15 protein-coding genes are annotated in these 17,342 nt (G+C 46.6%); 8 read left to right on the forward strand and 7 right to left on the reverse strand.

What is annotated here, in order from left to right:
* Window positions 1-26: 26 nt before the first annotated feature.
* Together AB8599_RS07905 and AB8599_RS07910 are read left to right on the forward strand one after the other, a co-directional pair.
* Window positions 27-920 (forward strand): DNA-3-methyladenine glycosylase family protein, encoded by an 894-nt coding sequence (locus AB8599_RS07905; protein WP_407330358.1) that lies wholly within the window; start codon window positions 27-29, stop codon window positions 918-920.
* Between the two features lie 167 nt (window positions 921-1,087).
* Window positions 1,088-2,119: a Preprotein translocase subunit SecY gene (locus AB8599_RS07910; RefSeq protein ID WP_407330359.1), complete on the forward strand. Its 1,032-nt coding sequence runs from the start codon at window positions 1,088-1,090 to the stop codon at window positions 2,117-2,119.
* 177 nt (window positions 2,120-2,296) lie between these two features.
* On the opposite strand, the gene AB8599_RS07915 is transcribed toward AB8599_RS07910, so the two are convergent.
* Window positions 2,297-3,580 (reverse strand): hypothetical protein, encoded by a 1,284-nt coding sequence (locus AB8599_RS07915; protein WP_407330360.1) that lies wholly within the window; start codon window positions 3,578-3,580, stop codon window positions 2,297-2,299.
* An 845-nt stretch (window positions 3,581-4,425) separates the two neighbouring features.
* Here AB8599_RS07915 and AB8599_RS07920 point away from each other — a divergent pair.
* The 3 genes from AB8599_RS07920 (at window position 4,426) to AB8599_RS07930 (ending at window position 8,933) form a co-directional block, all read left to right on the forward strand.
* Window positions 4,426-5,826: an L-cystine transporter gene (locus AB8599_RS07920; RefSeq protein ID WP_407330361.1), complete on the forward strand. Its 1,401-nt coding sequence runs from the start codon at window positions 4,426-4,428 to the stop codon at window positions 5,824-5,826.
* Window positions 5,827-5,926: 100 nt separating this feature from the next.
* Window positions 5,927-7,264 (forward strand): CoA-disulfide reductase, encoded by a 1,338-nt coding sequence (locus AB8599_RS07925; RefSeq protein WP_407330362.1) that lies wholly within the window; start codon window positions 5,927-5,929, stop codon window positions 7,262-7,264.
* 241 nt (window positions 7,265-7,505) lie between these two features.
* Entirely contained in the window at window positions 7,506-8,933 is a 1,428-nt protein-coding gene (locus AB8599_RS07930) for an NAD-dependent succinate-semialdehyde dehydrogenase (RefSeq protein ID WP_407330363.1), read from the forward strand.
* Between the two features lie 192 nt (window positions 8,934-9,125).
* Here the strand turns inward: AB8599_RS07930 and AB8599_RS07935 are convergent, their stop codons facing one another.
* The 4 genes from AB8599_RS07935 to AB8599_RS07950 form a co-directional block, all read right to left on the reverse strand.
* Window positions 9,126-9,650, reverse strand: a complete 525-nt coding sequence (locus tag AB8599_RS07935; RefSeq protein WP_407330364.1) for a GNAT family N-acetyltransferase — start codon at window positions 9,648-9,650, stop codon at window positions 9,126-9,128.
* A 52-nt stretch (window positions 9,651-9,702) separates the two neighbouring features.
* The gene (locus AB8599_RS07940; RefSeq protein ID WP_407330365.1) at window positions 9,703-10,170 is read right to left on the reverse strand and encodes an ASCH domain-containing protein; all 468 of its coding nucleotides are present in this window, start codon (window positions 10,168-10,170) and stop codon (window positions 9,703-9,705) included.
* A gap of 55 nt (window positions 10,171-10,225) precedes the next feature.
* A complete protein-coding gene (locus AB8599_RS07945) occupies window positions 10,226-10,573 on the reverse strand; it encodes a cupin domain-containing protein (protein ID WP_407330366.1) in 348 nt (115 codons plus the stop codon).
* A 294-nt stretch (window positions 10,574-10,867) separates the two neighbouring features.
* Entirely contained in the window at window positions 10,868-11,473 is a 606-nt protein-coding gene (locus AB8599_RS07950; RefSeq protein WP_407330367.1) for a sugar O-acetyltransferase, read from the reverse strand.
* Window positions 11,474-11,876: 403 nt separating this feature from the next.
* On the opposite strand from AB8599_RS07950, the gene AB8599_RS07955 reads away from it, so the two are divergent.
* Window positions 11,877-12,365, forward strand: a complete 489-nt coding sequence (locus tag AB8599_RS07955) for a hypothetical protein (RefSeq protein ID WP_407330368.1) — start codon at window positions 11,877-11,879, stop codon at window positions 12,363-12,365.
* 83 nt (window positions 12,366-12,448) lie between these two features.
* On the opposite strand, the gene AB8599_RS07960 is transcribed toward AB8599_RS07955, so the two are convergent.
* A complete protein-coding gene (locus AB8599_RS07960; protein ID WP_407330369.1) occupies window positions 12,449-12,700 on the reverse strand; it encodes a hypothetical protein in 252 nt (83 codons plus the stop codon).
* A 246-nt stretch (window positions 12,701-12,946) separates the two neighbouring features.
* On the opposite strand from AB8599_RS07960, the gene AB8599_RS07965 reads away from it, so the two are divergent.
* Together AB8599_RS07965 and AB8599_RS07970 are read left to right on the forward strand one after the other, a co-directional pair.
* Entirely contained in the window at window positions 12,947-13,960 is a 1,014-nt protein-coding gene (locus AB8599_RS07965; protein WP_407330370.1) for a TAXI family TRAP transporter solute-binding subunit, read from the forward strand.
* Window positions 13,961-14,078: 118 nt separating this feature from the next.
* Window positions 14,079-16,214, forward strand: a complete 2,136-nt coding sequence (locus AB8599_RS07970; RefSeq protein WP_407330371.1) for a TRAP transporter permease — start codon at window positions 14,079-14,081, stop codon at window positions 16,212-16,214.
* Window positions 16,215-16,326: 112 nt separating this feature from the next.
* Here AB8599_RS07970 and AB8599_RS07975 read toward each other — a convergent pair whose 3' ends face one another.
* A complete protein-coding gene (locus tag AB8599_RS07975; protein ID WP_407330372.1) occupies window positions 16,327-17,307 on the reverse strand; it encodes a chemotaxis protein CheW in 981 nt (326 codons plus the stop codon).
* Window positions 17,308-17,342: the final 35 nt, after the last annotated feature.

Consider the following 17,342-nt stretch of genomic DNA (forward strand, 5'->3'; position numbering starts at 1 on the left):
TTCACCCTGCTCTAGGAGTTAATCTCATGACCACCACTCAATGCGTGACAACGTCACTACCAGATAACTTTAGACACAGTGATTTTCTTGCATTTCACAAGCGAGATAAAACCGAGCTTGCAGAAAAAGTGGAAGGTAACCTGATCCGAAAAGGCATGTTGATTGATGGAACTCCTTGCTGTCTTAGCCTCTCTTTGAACAAAGACACTGGGACTCTCCAAATAGATGCTGATAGCGCTACACACTCCCTAGCTCAAGAGACATTATCAGCGCTGCTTACCCATATGTTGGGGCTGAACCAAGACATCGACACCTTTGAAGCTCACTACCAAACCCACCCTCAGATTTCCCGTTTGCTAAAACACCATAGTGGTTTACGGATTCCGCAAACAACGACACCCTTTGAAGCCATTACATGGGCAATTACCGGACAGTTAATCAGCGTGGAAGCGGCCGTTTCTATTCGTCGTCGACTCATTGAATCAACGGGACAAGCTCATAGCAGCGGCATTTGGTGTTCACCCGATGCGAGGACACTTGCTAACACGGAAATTGAAACCTATCGCCGTTGTGGATTTTCCAACAGCAAAGCAACCACTATTCAGCGTGTTGCCCAAATGCTAGTGAACAGCGAACTAGATTTGTCGTTGACCGCCGATCCGCATACCGTCTCTCGAGATCTTCTCGCGATAAAAGGCGTTGGGCCATGGACCGTCAGCTATACCTTGTTGCGGGGATTCAGCTGGCTGGATGGCTCATTACATGGTGATGTGGCCGTACGGAGAAACCTCCAACGCTTGCTCAACAGCGAAGAAAAACCGTCGGAAAAGGAAACACAGGTTTGGCTTAACGCGTTTTCGCCCTGGCGTGCTTTGGTTGCGGCGCACCTTTGGGCAATGCAATCCGAGCAAGGATATTAGCGGTATTCCTCTGTAACCCTAGAGAAAGTTGGACGTAAATCGTATAAAACACTAACGATTTGACTGTGAAACAAGCAGTCAAACTGTTAGTTAGGTCACAGTTGCGGAAGGTGCGGCGTCAATGCGGTATCCTCCCCGCCCTTCATACCGTGACTTGAAAGATAACTATGCACTACAAAACTATGCTCGGGTATCGCTACCCTAAAGGCCCTTTCGCCATGATCAGCGTCTACAGCTTTACTGGCGCTGCCGTGGTCACTTCAACGGTATTTTCACTACTGCTTTTTCTGTCGATTGATGACAGCCCGATGATGAAAGCACTGTTCGGCACCTTGGCGATCATTTTTGAGGCTGGAAAATTCTACGCTTGGTACGAATTTGGTGAGCGTCGTGCCCATCGTAACTACATGGGTTCTTTCACCGCGTTGGTGTTTTACCTCGTATTGGCAGCCATTTCGATCGGCGGCAGTATTGGTGGCATTAATAGCGCCACCAACAAAGCGCAAAGCGTGATCGCGATTGAACAAGCCAAAGTCGATGCCTATAACCGCCAAATTGACGCCATCGAAAAACAAATCGATCTGAATAATCTGGCGGCAGAAAAATACATTCAAATGGAACGTATAGCCACTGGAGTAAGCCGCATTCAGGCGCAAAACAACACCCTTCGTGAAGAACAGATACGTTTAGCGGAAGAGCGTGATTCATTGCCGCCTGTCGCGCAAGGATCGGCAATTGGCTTGATTGATAGCCTCGCCGACGCCTTTCAAGTGTCGCAGCAAACTGCTCAGTTTGGCTTAGTGGTGTTCTTGTCTATCTTGCTTGATTTGTTCGCCGCATTTTTCGTTGGTGTAATTGGTGAAGAAACACGTTTCCGTCGTTTTTATCAGCACCATACTGAAATTGACATTACTCCAGAAACCATTAGTCAACCTGTGGGTTATCTAGAGCACAAGCCAGACATGGAGAGCGAGTTTGTCGCAAATGGCAATATCGATACGCAGCAAGATGAGTCTGATCTGACATTGGCTCAACGAGTAGAATTGGCCGTGAAAAACGGCGTGATCACTTGTTCAAAGAAAGCCGTGTGCAAACATTTCTTGCTACCGACTGATGATGTGGATGCGTTATTTGACACCATGATGAAAGACGGTGTGTTGGCAAAGAAAGCGAACCATCATTACTACCTCACAGCATAATGTCTGCTACTTAAGGCTTGATGTGTGACGATCAATTAATCTGCGCGTGATACCTGTTTATAATCAGTATTTGGATACAAAGAAAGCGCCATCATCGGCGCTTTCTTTTTTTAGCTTCTCGTGTTTTTTATCAAACTCTAGCGATAACTTATGTAGCGGCAACGTATAGAAGCAGACTCACGCTTTCGGTTGCTCTACAACGAGCGCTTCAGCATTAACGTCAGATGCGGAGGGTGGCTCACTCACCGGCGACGCGTTCACCTCTTTGGGTTTAATCGTGTCGATGACCATACGCAAATCATCAATCAAACTCTCATCAGACACCTTTTTTGCTTCCAATGTTGTCACTTGGGCAGACAAGGTTTCCTTGTCTTGCTCTGCTAATGACAGGTCAGTATTTACCGCGTCAAGTTTCGCCATTAGCTGCTTTAACTCGGGGTCGACATCAGGTTTGCTATTCAACGTCTGTACTAACGCCTCTGTTTTGCTGGCCAGCGCAGCCGTTTGCTGCTTGATCGGCTTATCTCGCAGATCGCCCTTCTCCAGCGCTTGGGCAATACGATGGAGTTGATTCTCAAGTTCCAAAATCAAAGGCTCGAATTTTCCGTCATCGATATTTCTAAATCGCTTTACTTCCAAACCAATATGTTTGAGGTGCTCAAGCTCGAACTTCACCGCATGTACTGCTTGATCAATTCCACTTGTGTCGCGTGGATCAACCGTCACCACTGCTTCGGCTTTTTCTAGCGTTGCCCCCGCTTTGGTGTAGCTAATGGGGGCGACAGATTTGAAGCCCTCTTTACGTAACAAGGCAAGTTGGTTTTTCAGTGGAACAACATTGATTTGTAATGCTACCGCCACTTCCAACTCCTTCGCCTTCTCCAAAAACTGCACTTGTTTGACTTGAGCATCATCCAAATCGTTGTCTGCCACATACTCAAATAAATTTCGATAGTCGCGCGCAATACGGTTATAGCGAGACCCGAACAACGCTTCTGCATTGATCGTATCCAGGTATGTCATTTCTGCAATGGCTTCAGCGAGCAAACTGTCAGCCGTTTCTTTAAGGGTTAACAGTTCAGCGTGCAACGTCGCGACCTTAACCATGCGCTTATCAAACGTTTCGGCGTAAGTCCCAGATGAAAACACTGAGTAGCTTTCTGTGGCTTTGGCAGGGTTTGAATCGAAGTCTTCATAAACATCGACCGCCTCTTCCCATGCTTCAAATAAATCTTCAACAATATCATTGCTGTAAAGTCGCAATGCTTGACTCTCTTCCATCTTAGCGAGCCAACGGGCGTAGTCCGATTTGGCTTGTTCATAGATTTGAAGTGTGTTTTGACTTCGTTGTGACACCCCATTGGTTTCGCTGGCTACCTGAGCAGGTTCCGATGTGGATTGGCACGCTGTGATGGCATTGACCAACACAAAAGCCAACACGAACAAACGCAAATTTCTCATAGATGTTCCCCTCACTGATCACCGCCACTCATGATTATATTTTTTATATTTAACAGACATTTAGACAGGCCCCATTGAGACCATGCTCTTATAACCCCATAAAAAGTGCAGGGCGTAAGTAACAATCTAGTTCAAAAAACAACTGCCATATTGCAAGTTTAAGTGATCTACATCACATCAGGATTTGTAAGTGATACACCACACAATTCGGTAATCTTTTTTTTAAAAAGATGCATAGTGTGAAAAACAAACAGCTCGACATAAGCAATTGAATTTATTGCATTTGGGTTCTAATTACTGATGTGAAATTGAGCATGATTGTGCAAAAAGCCGTCAAAGTAGAACAGTGAGAAACATTCGCGAAATAAGTAATGAAGAATTGTCGATGGTCGTCACGCAAAACAATTATCAAGCAACGTATATTCTTTTTAAATAATTAGGAAACATAAATATCATTAAAAGAAAGAACCACTGTAATTTTTAGGAGGAAATTTAAAAAACACACAGATAAATAACATCACTTTTAATATTACATTGCAAACAATTCAATAACAAAAATATCAGTGAACAATTACATTTGAACTGAAAGCATTCAAGTTCTGCTCAATTTATAACATATAACTTTTGGTTATACAGTTTGGTTTTATATGCACGCATGACTGCTCTATCATCGCTGCCATACAGTGCGCAGGGGCTATTCAGACTTGCATATCGTTAGAAACTAGACGCCACAGCAGCAAGATTTTTACTCACTGAGTATTTCTTTTTCACTACCGAATAAAGAACACGAAGAAAGCACGAATTTATTTTACATTTAGCCCGCTATTGAATTTAAGGATTAAAGAATGGCCTTAAGCGTTATATTGAACCTCGCGATATTCACCGCACTTATCTATTTCTTGTACACACTACAAGCTAAGCATGTTCCTTTTACCAAACGTGTTTTTGCTGGCCTGGGTTTGGGTGTCGTATTTGGTGGCTTATTACAGCTGTACTACGGCGCCGGCTCCGACATTATTAAAACCAGCATCGACTACTTCGACATTGTCGGTAAAGGCTACGTCAAGCTACTGCAAATGATCATTATCCCACTCGTGATGGTGTCTATCATTTCTGCCATCCTCAAGCTAAAAGGTGGTTCATCTGTTGGTAAGATCAGTGGCATGACTATTGGCGTACTTGTGGTAACCACCATGATTGCTGCGCTTGTGGGTATTGCTTGGTCACTCATGTTTGGTCTCACCGCTGAAGGCCTAACGGCTGGCGCAGCGGAAGTCGCTCGCGGTCAATCATTGGAAACCAATCTGGGTCGCGTAGAAAGCCTGTCTTTCGCCAATATGATCTTAGAATTCCTTCCTGCGAATCCGTTCTTGGATATGACAGGCTCGCGTAAAACGTCCACGATCGCAGTCGTTATCTTCTCTATCTTTATTGGCATCGCTGCTACAGGTATCGCGAAGAAGCAACCTGAGGTGTTTGCATCGTTTGAACATTTCGTTGGCGTGGCAAAAGCTATCGTCATGCGTATCGTGACGCTGGTACTGCGTTTAACGCCATACGGTGTTCTGGCGCTAATGACAAAAGTGATTTCAGGCTCTAACTACGCGGATATCGTTAACCTAGCAAGCTTTGTTATGGCTTCATACGGTGCGCTGTTTACCATGTTCGCGATTCACTTAGCGATCATCGCGATGCTCGGCTTAAACCCGATTCGTCACCTGAAGAAAATCATTCCTCTTCTAACGTTCGCTTTCACATCGCGAAGCAGTGCAGCATCGATTCCGATGAACGTTCAAACACAAGAAAAAGCTTTGGGCATTCCAAATGGTATCGCCAACTTTGCCGCTTCTTTCGGTTCGACCATTGGTCAAAACGGTTGTGCGGGTATCTACCCTGCCATGTTAGCCGTGATGATCGCGCCAACCATGGGCATCAACCCGTTGGATATTAGCTTTATCGTTACGCTGATTGCCATCATCACCATTAGCTCGTTCGGAGTAGCTGGTATTGGTGGCGGCGCAACCTTTGCAGCCCTGATTGTTCTGTCAGCGCTTGATTTCCCCGTCGCGCTCGCGGGTCTGTTGATTTCTATTGAGCCGTTGATTGATATGGGCCGTACCGCGCTTAACGTATCCGGTTCTGTCACCGCTGGCTCTGTGACCAGTAAGCTAATGGGTCAAACAGACATGGCGGTATTCAACGATGACAAACCGCTGAACCTTGATGGTGAAGACGCTACCGCGTAGTCATCTCGATAGGTACGGTACAAAAGTCATAACATAATACTTTGGGGGCGTTAGCTCCCATTTCCTGTTTTCAGGGCAATGTGCCCATGAGGAATCCAAAATGAAAATCATCATTATTGGCGGTGAAGCGGCAGGCATGAGCGCTGCTGCAAAAGCACGTCGCGTGAATCCAAGCTCGGAAATCATTGTTTATGAAGCCTCTGAAATCATCTCTTTCGGGGCCTGTGGTCTGCCCTATTACGTGGCGGATGAATTTAGCGACAGCGGCTACATGTCGGAATTTACCCCCGCGCAGTTCGCTGAGCGAGGTATCACGGTAAACACAGGGCATCGCGTCACAAAAGTCGATGCAGAAAACAAGAAGCTCGAAATCTCGCATAACGGCGACCTGTTCGTAACCCACTACGACAGATTGATGATCGCCACCGGTGCACGTGAAGTGTTGCCACCCGTTGAAGGCCTAGACAAAAAAGGCGTGCATACTTTGCGCGTGATGAACGACGGCATTTCACTCAAAGCAGCGGTTCAAGACGCTAGCTGCCAGCATGTCACCATCATTGGTTCGGGCTTTATCGGTTTGGAAGTGGCAGAAGCCATGCTCCATCAAGGCAAACAGGTTCGCTTGATTGAACGCGCAGATCGCTTGATCCCTGATGCCTTTGATGCAGAAATCAGTGTGCATATTCACACAGAATTGGAAAAAGCGGGCGTCGAGATCCTTACGTCTGAATCACTGGTGACCATCAAAGGTGAAACCGCAGTCTCTGGCGTGATCACCGACAAAGGCGAATACGCCACTGACCTGGTGGTGGTGTGTACAGGCGTCAAACCCAACACCGATTTCTTACAAGAAACGGGCATCGAAACTCTGCAAAACGGCGCCATCGTGGTAGACCGTGAAGGCAAAACCTCGTTACCGGATGTGTGGGCGGCAGGTGATTGTGCGGCGATATGGAATTCCATTTCTCAACGCAACCAATATGTTCCGCTGGCGACTGGCGCAAACAAACTAGGTCGCTTGGTCGGTGACAATATTGCACAGATCGATGGCGAACCTTTGCAGTTCCCTGGCTCACTCGGCACCAGTTGTGTGCGTGTGTTGGGGCTAGAAGCAGGCCGTACGGGTCTGTCGGAACGCGAAGCCATCGATGCGGGCTTCACAGTGAAAACCATCACCATCAAAGACAAATGCCACACCAATTACTGTGCAGGTCAGTCTGATATGCATATGAAGCTGGTCTATGAAGCAGAAACCAAACGTATTCTTGGCGCACAATTAATTGGCTACAAAGGCGCGGTTCACCGCATAGATGCCATGGCTGTCGCAATAACCATGGGTGTGACCACCAGCCAACTTGGCATGATGGATTTTGCCTATGCCCCACCGTTCGCCAGAACATGGGACATCATGAATGTGGCGGGTAACGTCGCTAAATAAGTCATTCGCAAGGCCAGCGACATCGCTGGCCTTCTTTGATAATTTCCCCACCATACTTTTCGAATGACTTACCCCCCGCTTTTCATCTGAATGCGCCCGTTCGTTCGATATATTTCACACTTCACAATATCTAAACCTTCTTATCTTGTTTTAGATTCAGGTACACACTGACTGTTGCACCAACAGTTAGACCCAGTTAGGCTAGAGTTCAAACGCCTCGGTTTAACAATGGAAGCCAATGATGGAACGGATAAAAAACCTCTCCCTGCTCTCTTCTCTGTGTGAAAACGTGAACAGTGCGATACCTGTCCATAATCCTGCTACGGGTGAAGTGTTGGGCTATGTCCCTTCTCACTCCCGCGAACACATCGAAAAGATGATTGAAAAAGCCGAGAGCGCGCAAAAATTGTGGGCCAAAACCACCGCGAAACAGCGTGCTGAAATCCTGTCTCGGTGGTATCAGTTGATCATGGATAACCAAGAAGACCTCGCCCGGATCATGACCCTTGAACAAGGTAAACCCTTGGCTGAATCTCGTGGAGAAGTGGCCTATGGCGCATCTTTTGTGCAATGGTTTGCTGAAGAAGGCAAACGCGCATACGGCGAAACCATCCCGACGCCATTGTCGGACCGACGCATCATGACCGTTCGTCAGCCTGTCGGTGTCGCCGCTGCTATCACGCCGTGGAATTTCCCCATTGCCATGATCACACGAAAAGCCGCGCCCGCCTTAGCCGCCGGATGCAGTTTTATTGGCAAGCCTGCCGCACAAACGCCATTGAGTGCCTATGCCGTGGCGGAGTTAGCACGACAAGCCGGCTTACCTTATGGTTTGTTGTCGATTGTCACCAGCAGCGATGCGCGGATGGTGGGTGAACTATTTTGCAGCAGCCCAAAGATTCAAAAAATATCCTTCACCGGCTCCACCAACGTTGGCCGGATCTTGATGCGCCAAAGTGCTGAAAGTGTCAAACGCGTCTCAATGGAATTAGGCGGAAATGCGCCGTTTATTGTGTTTGATGATGCAGACATTGATGCTGCTGTGAAAGGTGCTTTGGCGTCGAAATTCCGCAACGCAGGTCAAACCTGTGTGTGTGCTAACCGCTTTTACGTTCACGATTCAGTGTATGACGAGTTCGTGACCAAGTTTGCCGCAGAAGTTTCAACGCTGAGTGTCGGCAATGGTCTTGATGATGGCGTGAGCATTGGCCCATTGATTGACGACAACGCCAAGAAGAAAGTCCAGACGCTAGTCAACGAGGCGGTAGCACAAGGGGCAAATATCACCGTGGGTGGCGACGATCTCGGTGGCCAATTTTTCGCGCCAACCGTGCTAACCCATGTTGAACACACCATGAGCATTGTGCAGGAAGAGATTTTCGGCCCAATCGCGCCCGTTATTCGCTTTCACGATGATGCCTCGTTGATCAACATGGCGAATGACACTGAATACGGCCTAGCAAGCTACTTCTACAGCAAAGACATCAACCGAATCTTCGCAGTCGCGGAGGCGCTTGACTACGGCATGGTGGGGGTCAACGAAGGGGTAATTTCAACAGAAGTTGCGCCTTTTGGTGGCGTGAAACAATCTGGGATTGGCCGCGAAGGGGCTCGCCAAGGGCTGGATGAGTACCTCAACACCAAATACATCTGTATTGGCGGAATGTAACATCACTCTGGTCATGAAGCTCTAAATAGGAGGTATCGCTAAGAAAGCAATAAACGTTCACAGAGTGATAAACACTAAAAAGCAGAGTCGCCCTACTCTGCTTTTTTTAAGTCTCCGAACCGCTTTCGCCAGCGCTTATTCGTGCGAGACATTCACCACTAAAAACATGAGAAATGCCCCCATCACCAATTTTCAAAGATTTATACGCATATCAACACAATTAAAAAGACCATCACCCAAAGTCGGAAAACACGCATGGTTTTTTAGCGTACCATGATTGGTGAAACCTGACTTCTCTAACACCCTTACGCTTGCAATATGCCCAACGAATGGATTAGTTCTTACTTCATTTATACCCAAATTTCTTAAGTACTCCAGACCAGTACGACACAACTCAGTCGCAATTCCTCGATTGCTAAAATTGTTTGATATACCAAAATGAATCTCAGCATGTTGCTCGTGAAACACAAAAACAACCAAACCAAACACAAAGTCATCTCGGCTTTCTGCGACACCATAAACGCGTACTTTGGGATTACTTTCTGAATAGTCTTTTCGCCATTGTTTGATTTTCGAGAGAGTGGTTTCAACCGAATCGTGAGGTGCTGTCGAAATGAACTTTGCTGAAGTATTTAAACCAGAGTACAGATTAAATAGAGAGCTTGCATCGACATCGCGAAGCTCTCTGACTCTAAAGATTTCATTCTCGCTGTTCATTGCATCTCCATTCGCCTAACGCCAGATATAACGAGCATGTGCCAATTGAAATTCAAATGAACACACGCTCAAATGACACTAAAACCAACTCAGTAGAGTCATCGAAATCGAGGCCATAAGACGATTTACAGTCCTCGGTGAAAAAGTCATTGTGAGCCTTGTACCACCATTCATAAGTACCATCACCTTCCCCCTCTGACTCTGCAAATTCACGGCTAACGAGGCCAAACGGACAGAATGAAACGTTGGTGATTTTGACAATACAAACAGGATTTTTATCCCAATCAAGGACTATTTGGTGTTGTCCAACTTTAGGGAAGTCTACTCCTTCAATTTTGTAGGCTTCCTTGACGCTGCAAGTTGCCCGTTTTCTGCCTTCTACAACTAGGCTTGCACACTCGTTAGTATTAAATTCGTCATCACAAAAGTAAGTAGTTTCCACACCTCTAATTTTTGCCACTTCCGAATCAGGTAATGTATTGGTGTAGGACTGAAAGTAGTCCTTAAATCTTGCATCCATTTATGACTCTTCCAATAATTTCTAACTTCGTTTTTCGTCCACCTTGAAGACATTGTTATGCTCGTACTTCAACTCGATCGCCATGACTTGGCGGCGTTGATGTCACAACAAAATGCAAGTCTTCTGGGCCAAAGTTACTTAATTGATGAGCAGTGTTGCTAGGGACGTGAAAACCTTGGCTTTCTGTTAATTCATAAGTCTCGCCATTCACTTCTAGTGTGGCACTACCGGATAAAACAAAGAAGAACTGCTCTGACTTATGATGCAAATGACGTACTTCGCTACAACCAGCAGGAACTCGTTCTTGAATGACACTCAAACTCTCAGATTTGACTAGATGCCAGCCATCACATCGATTGCCCCACTGGTAATGTTCCGTGTTTTCCTTCGATACTACGACCAAATCTCCCCCTAGAGCATAACAACTTATTAGGCCCCAAAGTGAGTATGTAAACACCCCTGATTTGGCGGTTATCTAAACATCCAAAAACCACCAAACAAACCCATAAGACCATGTTTTAATGAGGGTATCACCAAAGGCACGTTGGCAAGGAGCGACAAAAATAGACAAGGTGGGATATTTCTACAGACATCACAGTTAACCCTTACAAAACCCATTGAAAGCGCTTTGGTTGAGATTAATCGCGTTTGTTTTCGCTAATGCATATTGGTTTTGGCTTTGATTGATTGAACCAAACTAATCCCGCTGAGTAATTCTGTGATTTTTGTAATAAAACGCTTTGTCGTGTTCACCTATTTCGCGCAACACCTTACACGGGTTTCCAACCGCGACCACATTGGGGGGAATGTCTTTCGTGACAACACTACCCGCCCCGATGACAGAGTTGTCTCCAATAGTGATGCCAGGTAACACAACGGAGTTTGCGCCAATCCAAACATTATTCCCGATTGTCACAGGTATATTGAACTGCGCCACTTTCTTTCTCAGTTCAGGATCGATGGGATGACCCGCCGTCGCGATGGTGACATTGGGGGCGATCATCACATGGTCACCAATGTATATATGCGTGTCATCAACCAAGGTGAGATTGAAGTTGGCATACACGTTTTTTCCGAAGTGGGTGTGTTTCCCCCAATTAGCGTGAAGCGGCGGCTCGATATAGCAGTTTTCCCCTACCTCAGCGAAAAGCTTGAGCATGATTTCTTGGCGCTTGCATTGTTCAGACGGCCTTGTGTGGTTGAAATCATAGAGAGTATCTAGACATTTCAATTGCTCGGCAGCTAGCGCCTCATCATCACAAAAGTAGACATCTTGACTGTGTAGTTTAGATTTACTGTCCATCAATGCTCTCTTAATCTTCGCTTCGTCATCTCGCCACTGATAATAACCAAAACAAGGGCGAAAACTCGTTTTAACGGCTGTAAACATACCTAAAATCGAGGCACTAAAACGAGAAACACTCGGCAAATAAGGCGAACCAATGTGTCCAAATTTTCTCACCTTCGGCCATGCACGCTGCGCGCAACCTTTGTGAAACTATCTTCATGCATTTTTTACCGCACGTTATTCACTCAAATTTAACGTAAGCCGCTTCTTATCAGTGTGTTAACATTCAAATCGCATAAAAATTCCACAAACGGGCTTCCAATGCTGTGCCTGTTTCCTTTAATGTGAAGCACGACAGTGTATTTTCGTGCCACAGTGCGACACTACGCCCAATCAATATGAACCCTAAGGTAAAAAGATGTCTGATGTACCTTCTACTGCCGTTGAGGTAGTAACTACAGCCCAAACTGTTGCTGAATCTTCCGGTCCTATCTGGCCATACGTGGTCGGTGGTATCGCTCTCGTTATCGCAGCAGGCTTTTGGGGCTACAAACTGATTAGCCGCCCATCTTTCATCATTAAGCAGATCCGTCGCCGCAATCTGAAAGCAATGAAGAAAGAAGGCGTTGAAAGCTCAGAAGCAACCGTTGACTTGGATAAGCTGTTGTCAGCGATTGAAGCTCACGCAATTGATAACAAAATGTCAGGCGCCGAAATGGTGAAACTGCTGGCGCCGCTGAACGATGCAAACCGCATGAAATCAGCGAAAGACATGTATTTGACCATGCAACATATCGCACGTGAAATTGGCGATACGCGTCTGGCAGGTGAATTTAAGTCTAAATCTACGGGTGTGAAATCTAACTCGAAGCTGATGGCTGGCCTGTTTAAACGCGCGGGTATCTAAATGCTTTTTGTTGGCACTGCCCTTGCGCAGTGCCAATTTCCTCTAGACCTCCCTTCGCACTCCATTTTTTCTGTCCTTTTTATTTACTTCAACGCTGCTTTGCCACCAATAATCTTGTAGGCTGGCGTGCCGCGAACCAATGTTTCTCGCGCAAACACAACACCACAGTTTGGACATGCACAAGGGCGGGTTGTGTAATCGACCACAATTCTCTCTTTAAAGCACTTCACCAATGCGCCTTTGCCGCCTTTCTTGTATTTGAACAGTCGTGTTTTGCACTTGCCGCATACTATGTCCACCGAACGCGTGGGAAGCTTTTTATTCGGCTTTGCCATTTTCAATTCCCTCTTTGCCAAGCCCTCATCATAAGTCAAAGCACAGCTCAGACTAAAGTCTTATGCATCAGTGATTTCTCATCAAAAACTGAGATGGCGCTAATGTTTACCGCATGCGATTAACAAAAAATTTACAACTTCAGCTATCCTTTCGGTGTTTATTTCTCAATCACTAAAACGATGCAATCACTGCATCGCACCAGATAACCCTGCAACACAAGGAACCTGCTTACTATGGAGAGTCGTATGAAAATCAAAGCATTGATTAAAACGCTTTCGCTATCTACTGCCATCATGTTGACCGGAATGAACGGTGCGGCAGCCGAAGACCGCGACTACATTCTGGCTACAGCATCAACTGGCGGTACCTATTACCCTGTTGGCGTAGCGTTGGCGACACTGAGCAAAGTAAAACTTGCCCCTAAATATGATTTTTCTCTCTCAGCGATTAGTTCAGCTGGATCGGGCGAGAATATTAAGTTGTTGCGCGAAAACGAAGCACAGTTTGCGATTCTTCAAGGCTTATATGGCGCTTGGGCGTGGAATGGCGAAGGTGCGCTGAAGCAATCAGGCCCTCAAAAGGAACTGCGTTCCGTGTCTATGCTATGGCAGAACGTTGAGCATTTCGTGGTACTGAGCGATTTGGCGAAAACAGGCACCATGGCTGACATGAAAGCGATGGATGGCAACAAGTTTTCAATCGGTAAGAAAAACTCAGGTACTGAAGGTTCAGGCTTACAGATCCTAAACGGCCTGGATATTAATACCGACAAAATGGACTTCGCTTACCTTGGCTATGGCGCAAGTGCGGATGCCATGCAAAATGGCACGGTTGATGGTATGAACACCCCTGCAGGCGTACCAGTGAGTGCTGTCACCCGAGCTTATGCGTCAATGGGCGACAAGATCACTATCTTGAATTTCACCGACGAAGAAATGAAAGAAGCCAATGGTGGCTACAACTTGTGGACCCGTTTCGTGATTGCACCAAACACCTACCCTGGCCAAACCAAAGCAGTGGAGACCATTGCGCAGCCTAACTTCCTTGCTGTACGCAGTGACCTCAGTGATGAAGACGTTTATCTGCTAACCAAAACGATTTATGAAAATCTGGCGTTTTTAAATGGTATTCACAAAGCAACCAAAGCCATGTCATTGGAAAAATCCATTGCTGGCTTGCCTGTGCCGCTTCACCCTGGCGCAGCGCGTTACTACAAAGAACAAGGCCTGACGATTCCTGAGCATTTAATTGCAAACTAAGTCTTATGCGCTGGCCTCACGGTCAGCGCAACTTGCACAATGTGTATTTACACCGCTTTGTTTAACAAAATTCCACTTCGAAGGACGTCGTGCACACCGCCTGCACGTTTGAGGGAACATGACTAACCATTCTTCCGACGCCAGCACTTCTTCAGAACTAGACAGTTCTCTCTCTCAATTTGAACTCACTCAGCGTACCGATTTCCCGCTACTCACGCGATGTGTCACCGTGCTGGGGATTGTGCTTTCACTGGTTCATATTTGGTTTAACACGCTCGCCACGCTGCCTGAGCTTTGGGTTTCTGCCGCACACTTTGCGGGCTTTTCTGCCATGTGTGCCCTCACCTATCCAGCCGCAGCGAAATGGCGCAAAAGCAAGTTCGCACTATCCATAGATATTGGAATCGCTGTCGCAGCAGTTGCGTGCCTTGTTTATATCATTCTTAGCGAAGACGCCTTATACGAGCGCGGTGTTACGTTTGTCACTTCGGATTGGGTATTCTCAATCATTGCGATTTTAATCGCTTTAGAACTGATTAGGCGAACGATGGGTTGGTTCATTCCATGCCTAATTGTGGTGGCTCTCACCTACGTGGTTTGGTGGGGAAGCTGGATTGATGGCATTTTTGCTTTCCCCGGCTTATCCGCTGAAACTGTTTTGTATCGCGCTTTCTATAGCTCAGAAGGAATGTTCGGACCCATCTCACGCATTTCATGGAGCTATGTCTTCATGTTCATTCTGTTTGGTGCGTTTTTGGTGAAATCTGGTGCGGGTGATTACATCATCAATGTTTCACGCGCAGCCGCAGGGAAAATCATTGGTGGGCCCGGTTTTGTCGCGGTGCTTGGCTCTGGCTTGATGGGGTCGGTATCCGGATCCAGCGTGGCAAATACAGTCTCGACCGGTGTGATTACCATCCCTCTGATGAAGAAAGCCGGTTTCCCGCCTAAGTTTGCTGCTGGGGTAGAAGCCGCCGCCTCAACCGGTGGGCAGCTTATGCCGCCAGTCATGGGTGCGGGCGCGTTTATCATGGCGTCGTACACGCAAATTCCCTATGTGGAAATCATTGCAGTGTCGTTCGCACCTGCGTTGATCTATTTTCTGTCAGTGGCGTTTTTTGTCCGCGTAGAAGCCAAGCGCTCAGGGGTACATCAGGTTGAAACTGAAACCCAATCTATACTTTCAGTTTTAGCATCTGGCTGGCACTATCTCATCCCGTTGGTGGTGTTGGTGACACTGCTGGTTCAAGATTTCACGCCCACTTATGCGGCAGGTATTTCCATTATCGCCGTGGTAGTTGCTTCTTGGCTTTCTCCTAACCGAATGGGGATTGCAGATATATTTGATGCCTTGGCTCAAGGGGCTCGCAACATGGCTACAACGGCAGTATTACTGACCGGCATTGGCTTGGTGGTGAACGTTATCAGCACAACAGGGATAGGCAATACCTTCTCCATCATGATTAATGAATGGGCCAACGGTAGCTTGTTTATGATGTTGGTATTGGTGGCACTTGCTTCACTGATACTCGGTATGGGTTTACCGGTGACGGCCTCGTATATTGTTCTTGGCACCCTTTCTGCACCGGCCATTTATGGTTTGATTGCGGAGCAACAATTAATGGAGCTTCTGACCACCGGTCAATTGCCGGAAGAAGCAAAAACCATTTTCATGCTGATAGCACCTGAACAGCTTGCTGCATTGGGTGCCCCCATGTCTTTCGAAGCGGCTATCGAGTTGCTGGGTAAAGTACCCGACGATTTCAAAGCGACGTTATTAGAGCAAGGTTTGGGCGCCGCAACGGTCGGCATGTCTTTGCTGGCGGCGCACCTGATTATTTTCTGGCTATCGCAAGACAGTAACGTGACACCACCTGTGTGTTTAACTGCTTTTGCGGCCGCTACCATCGCCAAAACACCGCCTATGGCGACAGGGTTTAAAGCATGGAAAATCGCTAAAGGGCTCTACTTGGTGCCACTCTTAATGGCCTACACCCCGCTCGTTTCTGGCGACCTTTCACAAGTGCTAGAAATCACGGTGTTTGCGGTGATTGGCACATGGGCATTGGTGGCCGGTTTGGAGGGATATTTAGAAGGGCCGATTAACTGGCCATTGCGTGCAGTTGCGTTAGCACTGGGTTGCTTAATGATGTGGCCAGGTATGGATATTGTGATTCGACTTGTCGGTACTGTCTTGTTTTTTGCGATGGTTTACTACACCTATCGTAAAACGCCGTTTCAAGCGGCAAACTAAAGGAATTCGCACTGAAAGCAGACATGCTACTCACATAAAGCTAAGAGCATAAAAACGAAAAAGCGCCTCTTTTATGGGCGCTTTTGTTTTGGTCTGTCATGTATTCCCAAAATTATTCTTTCAACACAAAGCTATCCATCAAACCAACCATACGGCCGATTTCAGGTTTAGTAATGGTGTCATTTGCACCAAGATCCATGGCTTTTTTGCGGTTATCATCACTCATCAGTGAAGAGAACATGACAATCGGCATAGCTTTGTACTCTTCGATTTCTCGAAGCATTTTAACGAGATACATACCATCCATTTTTGGCATTTCGACATCACTGACCACGCCATCGACAAACTCGGTAATGGGCAAGTTTTCTTCAGTACATAAGCGGACGAATTCGATCATCGAGTCTAGCGCTTCTTGTCCATCTTTTGCCGTGATGACGTTATAACCAGCTGAGCGAAGGGTATTTTCGATCAAGCGGCGGATAAATGCAGAATCATCAACCACCATGATGGTTTTAGCTTCTCGCTTGGCAATCATGGCGTCATCAATAACCACGCGTTTGTCTTGCGTAACATCGTATTTTTCCATGCTGAGTTCTGGGTTGATATCAGCAATGATTTTCTCAAAATCCAAGATCATGATGAGGTTGCTTTCCTGACGAACAACAGCAACCACACAGTCCTGATCGGAGGCTTCTAGGAATTGGCTTGGTGACTCCACCTCCTCCCACGAAATGCGGTGAATTCGGCTGACACTGTCGACAAGAAAGCCGTTAGACATTTTATTAAAGTCAGTCACGATGACAACTTTGGTGTCGATATTGTTGCTCGTGGGCACACCCAGCCACCCTGCTAGATCAACCAAAGGGATCAACTTACCACGCAGAGAAAAAACGCCAAGCACATTGGGCTGCGCATTGGGGTAATCCGTTGTATCGGGTACGCGGATTACCTCGCGTACTTTGGCAACGTTAATTCCGTAATAACACAGCTTTTTACTGCCATCAGGCTGCGTTTTTTCGAGCCGAAATTCGATGATTTCAAGCTCGTTAGTACCGCTTTCAGTCAGAATTGATGTTTTGTGTTCTGTGCTCATGCCAAATCTCGATGCATTTAGAGGCCAAATAGACA

Source organism: Enterovibrio litoreus, assembly GCF_045679545.1.
In the GTDB taxonomy this organism is placed as follows: domain Bacteria; phylum Pseudomonadota; class Gammaproteobacteria; order Enterobacterales; family Vibrionaceae; genus Enterovibrio.